13 protein-coding genes and 1 pseudogene are annotated in these 18,488 nt (G+C 66.1%); 5 read left to right on the top strand and 9 right to left on the bottom strand.

Annotated elements, in window-relative coordinates; translation table 11 throughout:
* Window positions 1–23 precede the first annotated feature (23 nt).
* The 3 genes from K789_RS0101770 to K789_RS0101760 are packed head-to-tail and all read right to left on the bottom strand — an operon-like array spanning window position 24 to window position 3,283.
* Window positions 24–1,346 (bottom strand): ABC transporter substrate-binding protein, encoded by a 1,323-nt coding sequence (locus K789_RS0101770; protein ID WP_029704273.1) that lies wholly within the window; start codon window positions 1,344–1,346, stop codon window positions 24–26.
* A gap of 57 nt (window positions 1,347–1,403) precedes the next feature.
* On the bottom strand, window positions 1,404–2,546 hold the full coding sequence (locus K789_RS0101765) for a Gfo/Idh/MocA family protein (protein WP_024365239.1): 1,143 nt from the start codon (window positions 2,544–2,546) through the stop codon (window positions 1,404–1,406).
* Window positions 2,543–3,283 carry a sugar phosphate isomerase/epimerase family protein gene (locus K789_RS0101760; protein WP_024365238.1) on the bottom strand — a complete coding sequence of 247 codons (741 nt, stop codon included), beginning with the start codon at window positions 3,281–3,283 and terminating at the stop codon, window positions 2,543–2,545. The genes K789_RS0101765 and K789_RS0101760 overlap by 4 nt, the downstream gene beginning before the upstream one ends.
* A 198-nt stretch (window positions 3,284–3,481) precedes the next feature.
* Here K789_RS0101760 and K789_RS22035 point away from each other — a divergent pair.
* Together K789_RS22035 and K789_RS0101750 are read left to right on the top strand one after the other, a co-directional pair.
* Window positions 3,482–4,698, top strand: a pseudogene (locus K789_RS22035) (ROK family protein).
* A 108-nt stretch (window positions 4,699–4,806) separates the two neighbouring features.
* A complete protein-coding gene (locus tag K789_RS0101750; protein ID WP_024365237.1) occupies window positions 4,807–6,000 on the top strand; it encodes a CynX/NimT family MFS transporter in 1,194 nt (397 codons plus the stop codon).
* A 1-nt stretch (window position 6,001) separates the two neighbouring features.
* Here the strand turns inward: K789_RS0101750 and K789_RS0101745 are convergent, their stop codons facing one another.
* The 5 genes from K789_RS0101745 to aceA all read right to left on the bottom strand — a co-directional run bounded on the left by K789_RS0101745 (window position 6,002) and on the right by aceA (window position 12,435).
* Window positions 6,002–6,763, bottom strand: coding sequence for a hypothetical protein (locus tag K789_RS0101745; RefSeq protein WP_128081535.1), 762 nt, complete (start codon window positions 6,761–6,763; stop codon window positions 6,002–6,004).
* Entirely contained in the window at window positions 6,760–8,055 is a 1,296-nt protein-coding gene (locus tag K789_RS0101740) for an O-antigen ligase family protein (protein ID WP_051180848.1), read from the bottom strand. Before K789_RS0101740 ends, K789_RS0101745 begins: the two co-directional genes overlap by 4 nt.
* Window positions 8,056–8,096: 41 nt before the next feature.
* The gene (locus K789_RS0101735) at window positions 8,097–8,903 is read right to left on the bottom strand and encodes a hypothetical protein (RefSeq protein ID WP_024365234.1); all 807 of its coding nucleotides are present in this window, start codon (window positions 8,901–8,903) and stop codon (window positions 8,097–8,099) included.
* 448 nt (window positions 8,904–9,351) lie between these two features.
* A complete protein-coding gene (aceB, locus tag K789_RS0101730) occupies window positions 9,352–11,016 on the bottom strand; it encodes a malate synthase A (protein WP_024365233.1) in 1,665 nt (554 codons plus the stop codon).
* 105 nt (window positions 11,017–11,121) lie between these two features.
* On the bottom strand, window positions 11,122–12,435 hold the full coding sequence (gene aceA, locus K789_RS0101725; RefSeq protein WP_024365232.1) for an isocitrate lyase: 1,314 nt from the start codon (window positions 12,433–12,435) through the stop codon (window positions 11,122–11,124).
* 168 nt (window positions 12,436–12,603) lie between these two features.
* On the opposite strand from aceA, the gene K789_RS0101720 reads away from it, so the two are divergent.
* Together K789_RS0101720 and K789_RS0101715 are read left to right on the top strand one after the other, a co-directional pair.
* Window positions 12,604–14,085 carry an XRE family transcriptional regulator gene (locus K789_RS0101720; RefSeq protein ID WP_024365231.1) on the top strand — a complete coding sequence of 494 codons (1,482 nt, stop codon included), beginning with the start codon at window positions 12,604–12,606 and terminating at the stop codon, window positions 14,083–14,085.
* A gap of 109 nt (window positions 14,086–14,194) precedes the next feature.
* Window positions 14,195–15,943 carry a pyruvate dehydrogenase gene (locus K789_RS0101715; RefSeq protein ID WP_024365230.1) on the top strand — a complete coding sequence of 583 codons (1,749 nt, stop codon included), beginning with the start codon at window positions 14,195–14,197 and terminating at the stop codon, window positions 15,941–15,943.
* A gap of 91 nt (window positions 15,944–16,034) precedes the next feature.
* Here K789_RS0101715 and K789_RS0101710 read toward each other — a convergent pair whose 3' ends face one another.
* A complete protein-coding gene (locus tag K789_RS0101710; protein WP_024365229.1) occupies window positions 16,035–16,904 on the bottom strand; it encodes a hydroxymethylpyrimidine/phosphomethylpyrimidine kinase in 870 nt (289 codons plus the stop codon).
* Window positions 16,905–17,046: 142 nt separating this feature from the next.
* Here K789_RS0101710 and K789_RS0101705 point away from each other — a divergent pair, with 142 nt between their 5' ends.
* A complete protein-coding gene (locus tag K789_RS0101705; RefSeq protein ID WP_024365228.1) occupies window positions 17,047–18,459 on the top strand; it encodes an MFS transporter in 1,413 nt (470 codons plus the stop codon).
* The last annotated feature ends 29 nt before the right edge of the window (window positions 18,460–18,488 follow it).

Here is an 18,488-nt window from a genome sequence, read left to right as displayed (position 1 = left end):
GCCCCCGCACCCCTCAGGCATTGTTACTGGGCCGCAGCCATCTGGTTGTTGGCGTCCTTGAGGGCCGCCTGGACGTCGGCTTCGGTGACAGTCCCGGTGGCTGCCTTGGCGAAGAGGCTCTTGATGGCCGTGCCCGTGAGGGTTTCCATCTGGCCTTCCTTGGGGATCAGCGGCATCGGCAGGGCGTGGTTGGCCAGCGCGTCGTTCTTGAGCTTGACCTCGTCAGTCTGGAAGGCGGCGTCCGAGGAGGCGCCCGTGACAACCGGCAGGGAACGGAAGGCCTTGTTCAGTGCGACCTGCTCGGCGTCGTTGGTGAGCCAGCCGGTCAGCTTGATTGCGTTTTCCTTGTTCTTGGAATTCTTGAACACGCTCAGGTTGATGCCGGCGACGTGGCTCTGGGTGCCCTCGGGACCGCTGGCACCGGCCTTCATCATGGGAACGGGGGCAACGGCCCAGTCCTTGAAGCCGCGGGCATCGAAGTTCTTGACCGGGCTCTGGTCGAACATCATGGCTGCCTTGCCGTTGATCAGGTTGTCGACCTTTTGGGCGCCGTCCGAGATCTCCGCGTCCGACGGCGACATCACCTTGTCGGTGGCCATCAGGTCAATCCACTGCTTGACGCCTGCGACCTGGGCCGCGCTGTCAAAGGTCGGCTTGCCGTCCTTGTCGAACAGGGTGCCGCCGTTCTGCAGCCCGCGCACGAACGCCTGGTGGGAGTTGGCGGAGACCGACGCGCCGGCGGCCGTGAAGCCCCACTGGTCCGGCTTGCCGTCGCCGTTGGTGTCCTTGGTCAGCTTCTTGGCGTCCGCGACGAACTCATCCCAGGTGGCCGGCGGCGTCTCGATGCCGGCTTCCTTGAACATCTTCGGGTTGTAGTACATGTTGTACGCGAGCCCGTACAGCGGGACCGACGTCGGGGTCTTGCCCTCGGCGCCGCCGGTGGACCAGCTGGTCTTCAGGAAGCGGTCCTTGCCGCCGACCGCGTCCAGGAGGGCGCCTTCCACCGGTTCGAACGCGCCGGTTTCCTGCAGCGTGACGGCCCAGGTGTTGCCGATGTTCAGGACGTCGGGGCCGTCGCCGCTCGTGACGGCCGTCAGGATGCGGTTGTACAGATCGTTCCAGCCGATGACCTCAAGCTTGACCTTCACGCCGGTCTTCTCGGTGAAACGGTCCAGGCTGGGCTTGAGCTTGGCCGCGGTGTCCTCGAGGCTGTTGCCCTGGTTGGAGGCCCAGTAGGTGATGGTGTCGCTGCTGGTGGCCTGGCTGCTGCCGCCGCAGGCGGTCATGCCGAATGCCAGGGTTGCCGTGGCGGCCAGGGCCGACAGGACTTTGATGGGGTTCTTCATGGTTGCTCCGGGTTTCTCGTCGTCGAGCTGGGGCTGGTGTGGGGGCGGGCTGGACTGCTAGGCGGAGAGTGTTGCCGCGGTGGGATCCCAGTCCTCGGGCAGGGCAGGGACCTTGGCGGCCGAGCTTTCGACATCCACGAAGGCGCGGGTGTCGATCGACTCGGAGATGGAGGCCATGGTGTCGAGGATGTGGAATGCCAGCTCACCCTGGGCCCGGTGCGGCCGGCCCTCGCGGATGGCGCGGGCCATTTCCAGCACCCCGGCGCCGCGGCTGGCGGTGGAGCCAATGGACGGGACAGTGGTCCAGTCGTCGGAGCCGAGCGCGCAGATCCGGATGTCGCCGTCGAAGTTGTTCGGGTCCGGCAATGCGATGGTGGCGTCAGAACCGGTGATCTCCACGAAGCCGGCGCGCTTGAACGGTGAATCGAAGCTGAAGATGCTCTGGCCGGACTCGCCGCCTTCGAACTCCAGGATAGAGCTGACGTGGGTCGGGACGGTGACGGCGAATTCCTCGCCGGCCTTGGGCCCGGAGCCAATGACACGGGTTTCGCGGGACTTGGAGCCGAACGCGGCCACCCGGCGGACGCTGCCGAAGGTCTGGACCAGGGTGGTGAGGTAGTACGGGCCGATGTCGAACAGCGGGCCGGCGCCGTCCTGGAACAGGAACGCGGGGTTCGGGTGCCAGGATTCCGGGCCGGGGGACTGCATCAGGGTCAGGGCGGTCAGCGGCGTGCCGATGTCGCCGCGTTCGATCATCCGGCGCGCGGTCTGCAGGCCGGCGCCCAGGAAGGTGTCCGGGGCGCAGCCGAGTCGGACACCGGCGGCGTCCGCCGCCTTGAGCAGCCCGCGGCCGCTTTCCCGGTCCAGCGAGAAGGGCTTCTCGCTCCAGACATGTTTGCCGGCGTTGACGGCCTGCGTGGCCACCTCGACATGGGCAGCCGGGATGGTCAGGTTGATGACGATCTCGACGTCGGGGTTGCCGAGGACGGCGTCGACCCCGCCGTGGTTCGCAATCCCGTATTCCGCGGCGCGGGCGGCGGCGGCGTCCTCGAAGAGGTCCCCGATTGCGACGACCCTGACGTCCGGGAAGCTCGTGAGGTTGTCCAGGTACTGCTTGCTGATGACCCCGGCGCCGATGATACCGACGCCGACGGGGCCCGATCCGAGAGGGCCGAAGGCTGTTCCCGCTGCGTGGCTCATGCGGAGACCTTCCCGGCGCTGAGGTAGTTGTAGCTGTCCCGGACGGCGTCGAACATATCGCCCTGGAAATCATCGAGCTCGATCACACCGGCCTCAAGGGAGCCAGCTGCCGCGAGCACATCCCAGACGGGCATCTTGCCGTCACCCACGGCGAGTTGGCTCGACGGGTCTGAGGTGATGGGGCCGTCCTTGATGTGGATGAACTTCACCCGGTCACCCAGGCGGGCGAGGAGGTCGGCCGGGTTCTGGCCGCCCACGGCAGCCCAGTAGGTGTCCAGCTCGAGGACGACCTCCGGGTCCAAATGGTCAGCGAGGTGTTCCAGGGCGGTCTTGCCGTCGATCACGGACTCAACTTCCCACCAGTGGTTGTGGTAGCCGACGCGCACGCCGTAGGCGGCTCCCTTGGTGGCGGCGGCGTTGAGCTGGGCGGCGGTTTCCTTGATGTCCTCGATCGTGTTCCAGCGCTCGATCGGAACGTGCGGATCGATCACTGTGCCGATGCCCAGCTGCCGGGCGGCCGCGAAGATGGCGTCCTGGTCATCGCTGAGCAGGGGAGCGTGGCCGGACGGGGCCGTGAGGTTGTTCTCGGCCATGGCCTGCTTCAGTTCAGCGGCTTTGGCGACGAAACGGTAGGGCTCAACCATGGTGAAGCCGATTTCGGCCAGGCGCTGGATGGTTCCAGCGAGATCCTCTTCAAGGGCCTTGCGGACCGTGTAGAGCTGGATCGAGTATGACACTGTCTCTCCTCGTCGTTGGGGGGATGAGCTGCAGCCGCTCCCGCCTGACGCTGTGCCAACCGGTTCATGCAGGGTGAGTGAGCTGCCTCACACCCCAAGCTAGAACTACTTTTGCCGATGGTCAAGCAAAAGTTGCAAACTTTGTTTCAATCTTTCGGAAGCGTGACAGGCATAAGAACTTCGTGCTATCACTTACTCATGAGTACGACCACCGGCAACGAACCCGCCGCCCCCGAGGCCGCCGGCACTCTGTCCCGTGCCGGGGACCTGTTCCAGCTGCTGCGCGACGGCAAGGCCCGCACCCGGGCCGAACTGGCCCTCACCACCGGCCTGGCCCGGTCCACCGTCGCGTCCCGCATCGACGCGCTGATGCACTCCGGACTGGTCGGACCGGCGGGCGAGGCCAGCTCCAGCGGCGGCAGGCCGCCGTCGCGCTTTGCCTTCAACCCCGCCGCCCGCGTTGTGCTGGCGGTCGACGTCGGAGCCACCCACATGATCATTGCCGTCACGGACCTGGGCGGAGCGGTGCTGGCGGAGCAGCGGCTGACCCAGGACGTCGCCGAGGGCCCCGAGGCCGTACTGGACCGGCTCGTGGCCGAAGGTGCCAAACTGCTTGGCCAGGCCGGCCGCGGCAGGAAAGACCTCGCCGGCATCGGCATCGGCCTGCCCGGTCCCGTGGAACACGCCACCGGGATGCCGGTGAAGCCGCCGATCATGCCCGGCTGGGACGGGTTCGACGTCGTCCGTCACGTCCAGCGCTCGCTGCCGGTCCCCGTACTGGTGGACAACGACGTCAACATCATGGCCCTGGGGGAGCGGACCGCCTACTGGCCGGAGCACGAGAACTTCCTCTTCATCAAGGTTGCCACCGGCATCGGGGCAGGCATCATCAGCAGCGGCCAGCTCCAGCGCGGCGCCAACGGCACCGCCGGCGACCTCGGCCACGTCCGGGTGCCCCGCGGCGATGACGTGCTTTGCCGCTGCGGCAACTACGGCTGTCTGGAGGCGCTCGCCTCCGGCCCCGCCGTCGCGCACGGCCTCACTCTTCAGGGCCTGCAGGCAGTGAACGGCGGCGACGTGCTCCGGCTCGTGGCCGAGGGAAACCTCCAGGCGATCCAGGCGCTCCGCCAGGCGGGCCGGGACCTGGGCGACGTGCTGGCCACCGTCGTAAACCTGCTCAACCCGTCCGTCATCGTGATCGGCGGAAGTCTCGGCCAGGCCGGCGAACACCTCATGGCGGGNCGGGAGTCCGCGAGGTGGTCTACCGGCGCTCGCTGCCGCTGGCCACCACCCACCTGCGGATCGGCCTGTCCATGGCAGGGGACCAGGCCGCCATCCTGGGCGCCAGCCAGATGGTCACGCAGTACGTGCTCTCGCCCGCCGTGATCGAGGCAACCTTGCAGGCCGCCGGCTGACGCCGGGAAATTGCGCGGGTGTCACAATCGCAGGGTCCGGTCCGGGCCCGTGATAGCAATGGGACTGATGAAAGCATATTTCTGCCCGCCGGCCGGGCCGCGGCACCCATGAGCTCCAACGTCCTCGCCAAGGTGCCACGCAGCTGGATGCTGCTGGCCGCCATCGGGCTCATCGCCCTGAACATGCGCGGTCCGTTCGTGGCCGTGGCGCCAGTGGTCGGCCCGATGCAGCAGGAACTCGGCTTCTCCCCGGTCGAACTGGGCCTCCTGACCGGCATCCCGGTGCTGTGCTTCGCCCTTGCTTCGCCGCTCGCCTCGCTGACCGGACGCAAACTCGGCGCGGAAGTCGCCATCACCCTCACCCTGCTGGGCGTGCTGCTGGGCGTCATGGTGCGCTCGGCGGGCAACGGCGCCATGGTCATGCTGGGCACCGTGATGCTCGGTATCGCCATCACGATCGGCAACATCGCCGTTCCGTTGATCATCCGACGCGACTTCGCCCCGGCCCGGCAGGCCACGGCGATGGGCATCTACACCGCCGCCCTGAACATCGGCTCCTTCATCACCGCCATGGTGATGGCGCCGCTGGCCGAGCTGCTGGGGTGGCGGCTGGCCCTGGCCGCCTGCGGACTCTTTGCTGTCGCGGCGTTGGCTGCGTGGGTGCTCGCCTTTGGCAGCCGGGCGTTCCGCCCCGAACCCGTCCCCGCCCCGGGCCCCGCACGTGCCGGAATCAAGCCGGCGTCGCGCTGGATCACCGTCGGGCTGACCGCAGGGTTCGCCGGTCAGGCGTTCTCCTACTATGGGGTGACCGCCTGGCTGCCCAGCATCCTCGCGGATGAGCTGGGCATGACGGCCGCGGCGGCCGGCGCCGGGTCCTCGCTGTTCCAGATCCTCGCCATCGTGGGCGGTCTGGGCGTTCCGCTCGCGGCCCGTTTCGCCAGCACGACGGCGGTCGGCCTCACCTTGGGGCTGTTGTGGCTGACCGTCCCGGTGGGCTTGCTGCTGGCGCCGGAGCTGTGGTGGCTGTGGTCGTCGTTCGGCGGCGTCGCCCAGGGGGGCGGTATCACGCTGATTTTCATCGCCATCATCCGGCTGGCCCGGGACCAGGCCTCGGCGGGCCGGATGTCCGCCCTCGTGCAGGGGGTTGGCTACTCCTTCGGTGCCCTGGCACCGACCCTCCTGGGCTACGTGAACGGCGTCTCGGGAACCTGGACCGGCCCGCTGCTGATGGTGCTCGGCTCGGTGGCGATGTTCATCCTCGGCACCGCGCTTTCCCTTCGGCACGTCCCCAAGGCGCACTGAGCTACGTCACCGGGGGCGCGATTTGATCTTCCCTGTCCGGGCTGGACGTGGACGTGGGCATCCGGCGTCGAGTGCCGCCGTACGTCTTGGCCCGCCAGCCAGTCACTTTTTGCAGGCGGACGATGATCGGGTCCGCCGCGAGCGGTATTCCCACGGCCAAGCCGACAGTTAGAAAAATGAGCGCCAATTCTGCTCTACTATTCCGTACCCCGACATACGTTATGAAGGCCGTGGTGAGGTCCACCTCTGTGGTTATCCGGAGTGGCGGACCGATGTCCCGTTCCTCCTGCGTCGCCTCGGCAAGTGCCGAAATTCGCTTGACTATCTGGTCGCGCTCAGCGGCCACGTCTTCGGCGGACTCGCCGACAACCTCGACCGTTATCGCAGCGCGGCTGTAGCTCACCTGCCATTGACTTCCCGAATTGGGGAGGTATACGAGGTGGCCCTTGCGGATGCCCGAACCGTAGAGCGGGGCCGAGGCACTCCGCGGACTGACGTCACGGTTATCTGCATTGAAGCGATGGACCACGATCGACGCGAACGGGACAACTTGAAGCGGGTCCGACTGAAAAACGTTGCCTTTAATTGGCAACGGCGGCAGAAATCGCACATCCGTTTTGGTGTAGTAGACGCCCGTTCCCTCGTGGGCAGCGACCAGGACCGGCAACATGAGGAGTGCTATGCCCAGCGCCAAGTACCAACGCCGCATAATCGTCGTTCGACCACGCGCAACGCGGTGTCGAAGATGATCGCGAAGTCTCATGGTTGCCCATCCGTCACCGCGGCAGCATTTCGCCGGATATTTGCATAGGCGCCGCACAGGCCAGCGACCAGGAAGAGCGTGCCGCAAGCCTGCGGAAAGCTGAATGCGTCGAAGAAAGCGAAACTCAAGCTACCCGCCACCATTGAGGCGACCAGGGCCAGCCCCATGGCATGCATCGGCTGTCCTTTGCCATAGCGACGGGCGGAAATGGCCACAGTCGCGGCTGACGCGATGATGGCCAACAAACTGACGAGGCCGACGAGTCCGATTTCAATGACGCTCCCCAAATACTGGTTGTCCAGGATTCGATAGGCGGGCAGGAACGTCCCGAACCCACGCCCGAACCAAGGACTGACAAGCAGGAAAGATAGTGCGTCGTCGTAGCTGTCGGTTCGGGACGCGACGCTCGAGTCACCGGCGGAGAACATTCCCACGACGGTGCCGGCCATCCCGGGAACGGCCACATACACCGCGACGGCACCCACTGCCATCACGAAGCCGGCAGCCCGCCGGACAGCAGGCGTCCACGACGGAATCAGGATCAAAAGAACGGCGGCCAAGGAAATGAAGGCTGACCTGCTGACGGACAACACCGCGGAAAGGGTTATTGCGGCGACCGGAAACCACCGCAGGAAGGCAGACCGGGACCGCTCGTGAATGGCGAAGGTCAGGCAGAACGGCAGCATCATCGACAGCACGACGGCGTACTCCAGGGGGTGCGTGGCTGTCGCAGCCGCGCGCACGAACCCGCCTCGGCCTCCAATCCCGACGTTCCCGCCTGCCGACAGTCCGGGAATCTGCCACGTATCCACGATGTTCAAGCCAGTAAAGAACTGTGCAAGGCCTAACCCGGCGTAGAGGCCGGCGAACAAGGTGAGTCTTCTCACGAGGACCATTAAGCGGTCCTCGCGGGTGACCCCGTCATGTGCGATGAGCAAGATGCCAACCAGTGCTCCGACCCTGATGAGCCCCATGTCAGCGACGCTGACCTCCGACGACGGCGTGGCCACCAGAGCAGATTTCGAGTAGCTTGCCACGCAGGCGCCGACGAAGATGAAGGCCGCGGTACGAACCCATTGAATACTTTTTGGGCCGGCGAGGGCAGGCCGTTGGATACGATGCCATGCCCACCATAACAACGCCACAATTGCCAGGAGATAGACGGGTGAACCCGCGCTGCCCAGCGCTTCGATTCGCTGATCGGTAGGAACCACGAACAGCAAAATGGCATACCACGTGATGACGGTGACAGCATCCGGGCCGTTGAGATTCCGGAATTTGGCTATGACCAACTCATGACGCCCCCGCGTTGGCGTGGCCACGGCAGCCACGTCTATTTGTTCGATGCCATGGTCGGGAATTCTTCTTTCTGCTCAACCTGCGGGAGCGGGGCCGGACTTTCGGACGCCCCATGCTCGGCCGGGACAGGTCGCCCGATTCGGAACCCGGACCGGGAGTTCCCGCCTCGTTCCGCCATCGGGGGGGCGTCCTCAAGGGGCTGATCTACCTCCCCCATGTCCTGGCGTCGCCGCCGCTTGGTCCCTTTCCGGGATGTGATGAGGCGGTCGAGCAGTCCGGTCACCAAAACAGTGATGCAACCACCTACCGCTATGGCGGCCAACACGGCCCGGAGCTGGCTCTTCCGGTCAACCAGGGCCTCGTTCTCCCGGACAATCGTCATAGCGGTGATACGGGACGAGGATGGAACATTCAATTGATCCTGCATGATCACAAGGTTCTGCGGTACCACTTTCAGCACGTCGTCGAGCACCTGAAGGCTGCTTGCCGGGCTCTCGCCTTCCGATGTGATGAGCATGATGGGCCCGGAGGACGCTGCATCCTTCTCGGCGACGTAGCCTGTTCCGACGTGACCTTTCACGATCTCTTCCTGAACGGAACCTGAGCCCAGCCTCACGCTGAGTACACTGAGCGCTTGATCCAGACCGCCCAAAAACAGGTAAGGATTTCCTCCCGGGGTGACCAGGGACGCCGGTGGAATGAGCACGACTCGCGCGGTCCCTTTGTAAGTTGGCGGCACAACCGAGGACAACAACAGTGCCGCACAAGCAGTCAGCAAGACACCGACGACGACGAAGTACCAGCGTCGCAGTAGGCCCGTGCCCAAATCACGCAACAGCACGGGTACCTCTTGTTCCGAGCGTGATGCAGGCTCGAACTGGTCTTTTCGCCACTGGGTCGGACCTGAATTCCATTGCTTGCCTCCGTTGCCGTGCCGAGAGCCTGACGAGCGGGCTGGTGCATTCACGTTGTCACATCGTAACCGTGGGCACCTTGGCGCGACAGTAGTCACAGTGAAGTCAAGTAGTCCGCGCAAAGTGGCAGGTATTTCCACCAAGAAGGACCACTTCACTTTCCGGCCGCAGCCTGGCCCAGGGCCCGCCGAGGTGAGAATTAAGGCCCATGTTCACGAGGAACATGGGCCTTAACTGTCACCTCGACGCCGTTGTCGAGGCCCTGGGGGTCTTCCGTCGCTGGGCCGCCGCCCCGGATCTCGGGGGTGCCTGTTGCGAAGGGCATGGCAGCCCAGCAGACGGAAATCTGTGCCTTACTGTGGCACTGAGCCGGCCCTAGGCGGGGACGAGCGCGGGATCCTCGGTGGGGAGGTCGCCGCCGTCGCGCGCTTCGTGCAGGAACCGGTCGTACGCCGGAAGCGTCAGGAAGGCCGGGAACGACGGGGTCAGCGTGACTTCCTCGAAGATGTCCCGTGCATCGGCGAAGCGGTCGCCTTCGAAGCGTTCGAGCTTGGCGAACTCCTCGTCCAGCATGTCCTCGACCCATTCGCGGGTGATGACGTCGCCCTTGTCTGTGATGGCGCGGGAGAAGATCCACTGCCACAGCTGCGAGCGGGAGATCTCCGCGGTGGCGGCGTCCTCCATCAGGTTGTGGATGGCGACGGCGCCATTGCCGCGGAGCCAGGACTCGATGTAGCGGATGCCGACCTCGATGTTGTTCCGGATGCCCTGCTCGGTGATGGTGCCGGTGGTGGAGGCGATGTCGAGCAAAGCGCGGTCGTCCGGGGTGACGTCCTCGCGGAGGCGGTCCAGCTGGTTCGGGCGGTCGCCGAGGACGCCGTCGAACACTTCGCGGCACACCGGCACCAGGTCCGGGTGGGCCACCCAGGAGCCGTCGAAGCCGTCGCCGGCCTCACGCGTCTTGTCGGCGCGGACCTTCTCGATGGCGATCGCGTTGGCTTCGGCGTCCTTGCGGTTGGGGACGGCCGCGGCCATGCCGCCGATGGCCATGGCGCCGCGCTTGTGGCAGGCCCGGACCAGTTGTTCGGTGTAGGCGCGCATGAACGGCTGGGTCATGGTCACCTGGCTGCGGTCCGGCAGGACAAAGCGCGGGCCCCGGGTGCGGAAGTTCTTGATCAGCGAGAAGATGTAGTCCCAGCGGCCGGCGTTCAGGCCGGCGGCGTGGTCGCGCAGTTCGTAGAGGATCTCCTCCATTTCGAACGCGGCCGTGATGGTTTCGATCAGCACGGTGGCGCGGATGGTGCCCTGCGGGATGCTGAGCAGGTCCTGGGCGAGGACGAAGATGTCATTCCACAGCCGGGCCTCGAGGTGGTTCTCGATCTTCGGCAGGTAGAAGTACGGGCCCTTGCCCTGGGCGATCAGGCGGCGGGCGTTGTGGAAGAAGTACAGGCCGAAGTCCACGATGCCGCCGGCGATCGGGGTGCCGTCAATGAGCATGTGCTTTTCCGGCAGGTGCCAGCCGCGGGGCCGGACCACAATCGTCGGCAGGTCCTCGGCGGCGCGGAGCTTGTACTCCTTGCCTTCGGGGGAGGTGAAGTCGATCCGGCGCTCCAGCGCGTCGGTGAGGTTGAGCTGGCCCTGGATGACGTTGCGCCACGACGGGGTGGAGGAGTCCTCCATGTCCGCGAGCCACACCTTGGCGCCGGAGTTCAGCGCGTTGATGGTCATCTTCTTGTCCACCGGGCCGGTGATCTCGACGCGGCGGTCCTCAAGGCCCGGTGCCGGGGGAGCAACGCGCCAATTCGGATCATTGCGGACGGACTCGGTCTCGCGGAGGAACCGCGGGTCCTGGCCCTTGCCGATCTGCTGGCGGCGGTCCCGGCGGGCCTGCAACAGCTCCAGCCGCCGCCCCTTGGTCGCCTTGTGCAGCTTGGCAACAAACGCCAAGGCATCAGGCGTCAGGACCTCGCTCTGCCGGCAAATCGGCTGTGCGGTCAACGTAACCCCGTTGATGGTGAAGTTGTCAGTGAAGCTGTTCATGGGAGTTGCTCCTTGAATGTCCGCTGTTGCCCTATCACTTTTGGTCTCCTAAGGAGGTTCATGGGGTCCAAAAGTGATAGGGCAACGGGCGGGAAAAGCTGGGGATTAGTGGAACTGGCCTTCTTCGGTGGATCCCACCAGAGCCAGGGTGGATGCGTTCGGGTTGAGCGCGGTTGCGATGTCGTCGAAGTAGCCGGTGCCGACTTCGCGCTGGTGCTTGGTCGCGGTGTAGCCGCGGGCTTCGGAGGCGAATTCCTTCTCCTGCAGCTCGACGTAGGCACTCATGCCTTCACGGGCGTAACCGTGGGCGAGATCGAACATCGAGTAGTTCAGGGCGTGGAAGCCGGCCAGGGTGATGAACTGGAAGGTGAAGCCCATCGCACCGAGTTCGCGCTGGAACTTGGCGATGGTCGCGTCGTCGAGGTGCTTCTTCCAGTTGAACGACGGGGAGCAGTTGTAGGAGAGCATCTGGTCCGGAAAGTCGGCCTTGACGGCTTCGGCGAACTTGCGGGCCAGCTCCAGGTCCGGGGTGCCCGTTTCCATCCAGATGAGGTCGGAGTACGGGGCGTAGGCCTTGGCGCGGGCGATGCAGGGTTCGATCCCGTTGCGGACCTTGTAGAAGCCCTCCGCGGTGCGTTCGCCGGTGACGAACTCCTTGTCGCGGTCGTCGACGTCGGAGGTGATCAGGGTGGCTGCCTCGGCATCGGTGCGGGCGATGATGACGGACGGGGTGCCCGCGACGTCGGCTGCCAGGCGGGCGGCGTTCAGGGTGCGGACGTGCTGCTGGCTGGGGATCAGGACCTTGCCGCCGAGGTGGCCGCACTTCTTTTCCGAGGCAAGCTGGTCTTCCCAGTGCACGCCCGAGGCGCCGGCCTGGATCATGGACTTCATCAGTTCATAGGCGTTCAGCGGGCCGCCGAAGCCGGCCTCGGCGTCGGCGACGATCGGGACCATCCAGTCCTCGACGGTCTGGATGCCCTCGGAGAACTCGATCTGGTCGGCGCGGAGCAGGGCGTTGTTGATGCGGCGGACCACGGTGGGTACCGAGTTGGCCGGGTACAGGGACTGGTCCGGGTAGGTGTGGCCCGAGTTGTTGGCATCGGCGGCAACCTGCCAGCCGGAAAGGTAGATGGCGCGGAGTCCGGCCTTGACCTGCTGCACGGCCTGGTTGCCGGTCAGCGCGCCGAGGGCGTTGGTGTACTTGCCTTCCTGGTGTTCCGTGGTGAGCTGCTTCCACAGCTTCTCCGAGCCGCGGCGGGCCAGGGTGTGTTCCTCGGAGACGCGGCCGCGGAGGCGGACGACGTCGGAGGCCTTGTAGTCCCGGGTGACACCTTCCCAGCGCGGGTTGGCGGCCCACTCGAGCTCCAGCGCGGCGGCCTGCTCTTCGGGCGTCTGGGTGGGCTCAAATGCTGCAGTCATCTTTGTCTCCTTAGTGGGGCCCGGGCCGGTGTTACTGCTTCCTCGCAGTGCGACTGGATGATCCGGTGCGGTGTAACTTTTCCGTAAGACCTACTTTTCTGTACTTCCAAGGGGCTTTCTAGACCAAAAGGGTGGAAAGAAACGCACTTCTTCGCGTATTCTCAAGAAATGCACCCAGCCAGTTGGAACCGCCCCGCCTCCGCCGCCTCGCCTGCCGTCCCGGAGGTGGACGTCATCAGCATGGGCCGCCGCGTCCGCCACCTCCGCAAGGCCGCCGGTCTCACGCTCGATGACCTGAGTGCCACGGTGGGAACTGCCCCCAGCCAGCTGAGCCTGATCGAGAACGGCAAGCGCGAGCCTAAACTCGGCCTGCTTCAGCTGCTCGCCGCGGCCCTCGGCGTCAGCATCGACGAACTGCTCGGCGCGGAGCCGCCCAACCGCCGCGCCGCCCTGGAGATTGAGCTGGAGCGCTACCAGCGCAGCCCCATCTACGAGTCCCTCAAGCTGCCCAAGATCCGCATCAGTTCGCGGCTCCCGATGGACGTGCTGGAGTCCATGGTGGGGCTGCAGCACGAGCTGGAGCGCCGGCTCAATGAACAGGTCGCGACGCCGGAGGAGGCCCGCCGCGCGAACGGTGAACTGCGCGCCATGATGCGGGAGCGGAACAACTACTTCCCGGAGTACGAGGCCGAAGCGCAAAAGGTCCTCGCCTCGGTGGGGCACACCAGCGGCCCGCTGTCCCATCACGTCATCGCGGACATCGCCGGGCACCTCGGGTTCAGCCTGCACCATGTGGGCGACTTGCCGCATTCCACCCGTTCGGTGACCGATCTTAAGAACCGCCGGATTTATCTCACGCAGAATGCGCGCAGCGACCACGACCCGCGTTCGGTGCTGCTGCAGGCGCTGGGCCACTATGTCCTGGGGCACCAGACACCCACGAACTACGGGGATTTCCTGATGCAGCGGGTGGCCACGAACTACTTTGCCGCCGCGCTCCTGCTGCCGGAACAGGCCACCGTGGAGTTCCTGCAGAAAGCCAAGCAGGCCAAGGAAATCGCGGTGGAGGACATCCGGGACGCCTTCGCAGTGTCCTACGAGACCGCCGCGCACCGCTTCACCAACCTCGCCACCCAGCACCTGGACCTGCGGACGCACTTCCAAAAGACGCACAAGAGCGGCATTATTTACAAGGCCTACGAGAACGACGGCGTGACGTTCCCGCAGGACCACACCGGCGCCATCGAGGGCCAGCCGTCCTGCAAGAACTGGACGTCCCGGGTGGTGTTCGACGTCCCGGACAAGTTCAGCGCCTACAACCAGTACACCGACACCCCGGCCGGGACCTTCTGGTGCACGGCCCGGACCGAGCGCTCCGCCAACGGCGAATTTTCCCTGTCCGTGGGGGTGCCCTATGCGCAGGTGAAGTGGTTCCGGGGGCGCGACACCACAGAGCGGTCCAAGTCGACCTGCCCGGATGAACGCTGCTGCCGGCGCCCGCCCGCGGCCCTGACGTCGGAGTGGGCCGGCAACGCCTGGCCCTCGGCGCGTGCCCACTCCCACCTGCTGGCCGCCATGCCGCCAGGAGCCTTCCCCGGCGTGGACGAGACCGAGGTTTACTCGTTCCTGCAGGCACACTCGGGCAACTGACGGAGCTGTTCCCGGGGCGTTACCGGGCTGTTTCCGGGCGCGGCACGTTGCCTGGCGGACTATATTGGCCGTGTCAGCTCATCGACCCACCCCGCGGGAGCGCCCAGCCATGGCCAAGGAACTTGCAACCCAGCTCATCGAACAACTTCAAGCCGCCGGCGTGCAGCGCATCTACGGGATTGTCGGCGACAGCCTCAACCCGATCGTCGACGCCGTCCGGAAGACCGGCGGCGCGGCCAAAGGCGGGATTGACTGGATCCACGTCCGGCACGAGGAAGCCGCTGCGTTCGCGGCGGCCGCGGAGGCCCAGCTGACCGGCCGTCTGGCGGTCTGCGCCGGCTCCTGCGGGCCGGGAAACCTGCACCTGATCAACGGGCTGTATGACGCCAACCGCTCCGGAGCCCCGGTGCTGGCCATCGCCTCGCACATCCCCAGCAAACAGATTGGCAGCAGCTTCTTCCAGGAGACACACCCGGACCGGTTGTTCAACGAGTGCTCGGTCTATTCCGAGCTGGTCAGCACCGCCGAACAGGCCCCCCGGGTCATGCACAGCGCCATCCAGCACGCCGTCGCCCTCCGGGGCGTCGCCGTCGTCACCCTTCCCGGTGACATCGCCGGGCTGGACGCAACCGCGGAGGCTCCCTTGCCGGCAACGTTCGTGCCGGCCACCCTGACGCCGGCAGCGGAAAGCGTCCGGGAGCTCGCCGCGGCGATCAACGCCTCGGACAAAGTGGCGATCTTCGCCGGTGCCGGCGTCCAGGGCGCCCACGACCAGGTGATCGCCCTGGCGGAGGCCATCAAGGCGCCGATCGGGCATTCGCTGCGCGGCAAGGACTTCATGCAGTACGACAACCCGTACGACATCGGCATGACCGGGCTGCTGGGCTACGGCGCCGCGGCCGAAGGGATCGAGGATGCCGATCTGCTGATCCTGCTCGGCACGGACTTCCCCTACGACCAGTTCCTCCCCGAAACGCGCACGGCGCAGGTGGACCGGGCCGCACAGAAACTGGGCCGCCGCACCGACGTCGACGTCGCGGTCCACGGCGATGTGCTGCCCACCCTGGCGGCGCTGATGCCGTTGCTGACGCCGAAGAAGAGCCGCCGCTTCCTCGATGCGATGCTCAAGAAGCACGACCGCCTGATGAACAAAGCCGTCGGCGCCTACACGCGGAGGGTCGAGAAGACCGAGCCGATCCACCCCGAATACGCGGCGTCGGTGCTGGACCAGGTGGCGGCGAAAGACGCGATCTTCACCGCCGATACCGGCATGTGCAACGTCTGGACCGCCCGGTACATCAACCCGCTCGGGACCCGCCGGCTGATCGGCTCGTATCTGCACGGCTCCATGGCGAACGCGCTGCCGCATGCGATCGGCGCCCAACTGGCCTTCCCCGGGCGCCAGGTGGTGTCGGTGTCGGGCGACGGCGGGCTGTCCATGTTGCTGGGGGAGCTGATCACCGTGGCCGCGCACCGGCTCCCGGTGAACGTCGTGGTGTTCAACAACTCCACCCTGGGCATGGTCAAACTCGAGATGCTGGTGGACGGGCTCCCGGACTTCGGCGTCGACGTGCCCGACGCCAACTATGCCGCGGTGGCCCGCGCCCTGGGATTCCACGCCGTCCGCGTCACGGACCCGTCCCGCATCGAGGCCGCGTACCGGGAGGCTTTTGCCCATCCGGGGCCGTCCCTGGTGGAGCTGATCACCGACCCCAAGGCGCTTTCCCTCCCGCCGAAGATCAAGGGTGCCCAGGTCCTGGGGTTCGCCACGGCGATGTCCAAAGTGGTCCTCAACCGGGGAGCCGGCGAGGCCGTCAGCATGGCGCGCAGCAACCTCCGCAACATCCCGCGGCGCTGACGGCCCCTCGAGTTCGNCGCCGGACACTCCCGGGTTCGCCGGAAACTCCCTTCCCGCGAACCTGCAGGTTTCCGGCGAACTGGGCGCATGGTTAGCGCGGGCCGCCCTGCCAGAGCGCATCGAACGGCGCGCCCGAGGCCACCCGGTTGCGGATACCGGCGGTCACAAACGCCTTGGCGGTGCGTGCGGCCGCCAGCGGCGTCGCGCCCTTGGCCAGTTCCGCTGTCACGGCGGCGGCCAGCGAGCAGCCGGCGCCGGAGACAGCCACTTCGCCCACCTTCGGGGCCGACAGGACCTCCAGCGGCCCGCCGTCGTAGTAGACGTCGACGGCGTCGGGCCCGGCCAGGCGCACTCCGCCCTTGGCGAGCACCGCGGCGCCGCTGAGTTCGTGGATGCGGACGGCGGCGGCCTTGAGCGATTCGAGGTCGGTGATCCTAAGACCCGAGAGTGATTCGGCCTCGAAGTGGTTCGGCGTGACGAACGTGGCCAACGGCAGGATCTGCGCCTTGAGGGCCTGGTCGGTGTCCCGTGCGTGGCCCGGTTCCTGGCCCTTGCAGATCAGCACCGGATCGAGCACCACGTTCGTGAAGGCTGCGGCGGCCAGCGCCGTGGCGACGGTCGAAATCGTCGCCGGGCTGCCCAGCATCCCGATCTTCACGGTGTCCAGCACGGAGGGCGCGCCGGACGCGGGACCGTACGCCGCCGTCGTCGCCTCGAGCTGGTCGGCGATGACCTGCTGGTCCACCGGGACAAAGCGGTGGTTCCAGTTGTCCTTCGGGTCGAAAGAGACGATGCAGGTCAGGTTCGCGATGCCGAAGACGCCCAGTTCCTGGAAGGTCTTCAGGTCAGCCTGCGCACCGGCGCCGCCGGTCGCTTCGGAGCCGGCGATGGTGAGGGCGACGGCGGGAGCGGACACGGCGTCGGGCGTATCGGCGGTGGGGGAGTCAACTGTGGAAGTCATGGCCCTATCCTGCCATTCCCGGAAAACCGCCCGCATTGTGCGTATGACCAATATGAACAAAACCCAAGTGTTCCGGATCACGGCGAATAAGGTGGCGGACGGTGTTGCTTTCTTGCGGCGCCGGATCCAGGAAGGTTCATTGATGAGCACCCAGCTGTCCGAATCGGCGCAGACGAGAAAAGCCGTAAGCAATATTCTCAAAGGCTCTGCCGGCAACCTCGTGGAGTGGTACGACCTCTACGTCTACACAGTTTTCGCGGCCTATTTCCAGTCGCACTTCTTCAATTCCAAGGACGAGCTCCAGGCCGGCCTGGAGGCAATGGCTGTCTTCTCGACGTCGTTCCTGATGCGGCCTGTTGGCGCCTGGTTCTTCGGCCGCTACGCCGACCGCAAGGGCCGCAAGGCCGCGCTGACCCTGAGCGTGACCATGATGTCCGCCGGGTCCTTCGCGATCGCCATCCTGCCCACGACGCAGCAGATCGGCGTCTGGGCGCTGCTCCTGCTGGTCCTGGTGCGGCTGATCCAGGGCTTCTCCGTGGGCGGCGAATACGGCACCAGCGCCACCTACATGTCCGAGGCCGCCACGTCCAAGCGCCGCGGCTTCTTCTCCAGCTTCCAGTACGTGACGCTGATCGGCGGCCAGATGCTGGCTCTGCTGGTCCTCGTCATCCTGCAGAACACCATGGACAAGTCCACCCTGACGGAGTGGGGCTGGCGTATCCCGTTCGCGATCGGCGGCGTCGCGGCGCTGGTGGTCCTGTGGCTGCGGCGCTCGATGGAGGAAACCGTCTCTGCGGAGCAGGTCGAGGCCGCCAAGGTTCCGGCCGTGGCAGGCGTTGCCCAGCCGGGCACCATGAAGCTGCTGTTCACCCAGTACTGGAAGCCGCTGCTGATCTGCATCGGCGTCACCCTCGGCGGCACCGTCGCGTTCTACACGTACACCAACTTCATCCTGAAGTTCATGAACGATACGTCGGGCATCGCCAAGACCGACACCTCGGTAATCAACTTCTGGGCGCTGTTCATCTTCATGCTGCTGCAGCCGGTCTATGGCATCATCTCGGACAAGGTCGGCCGCAAGCCGCTGCTGCTCTGGTTCGGCATCACCGGGGTCCTTTTCACCTGGCCGTTGCTCTCCACCCTGGCCGGCACCAAGGATCCCTTCACCGCGTTCCTGCTGATGATGGGCGGCCTGCTGATCGTCGGCGGCTACACCTCCATCAACGCCCTGGTGAAGGCCGAGCTGTTCCCGGCTTCCATCCGGGCCCTCGGCGTCGGCCTCGGCTACGCGATCGCCAACTCGCTCTTCGGTGGAACGGTGCCGCTGATCGGCGCGGCGTTCCAGAAGGCCGAGCGCGTGGACCTGTTCTTCACCTACGTCACCGTGGCCATCGCCATCTCGCTGGTGGTCTACATCTTTGCCCTGAAGAACAAGAAGTCCACCCACCTGGACCACGAGCAGGGCCACGCCTGGGAGCCTGCTGCCGGCTCGGCTGTGCCGGGTGAGAGCCGCAAGGATGACGACAAGGACCTGGTCGACGCCGAGCGCCGCTAGGGCCACCGCGCGGCGAATTCCGTGGCGGG

The organism is Arthrobacter sp. TB 26 (assembly GCF_000427315.1).
Lineage (GTDB): Bacteria > Actinomycetota > Actinomycetes > Actinomycetales > Micrococcaceae > Arthrobacter.
This window is presented reverse-complemented; position numbering and strand designations above follow the sequence as displayed.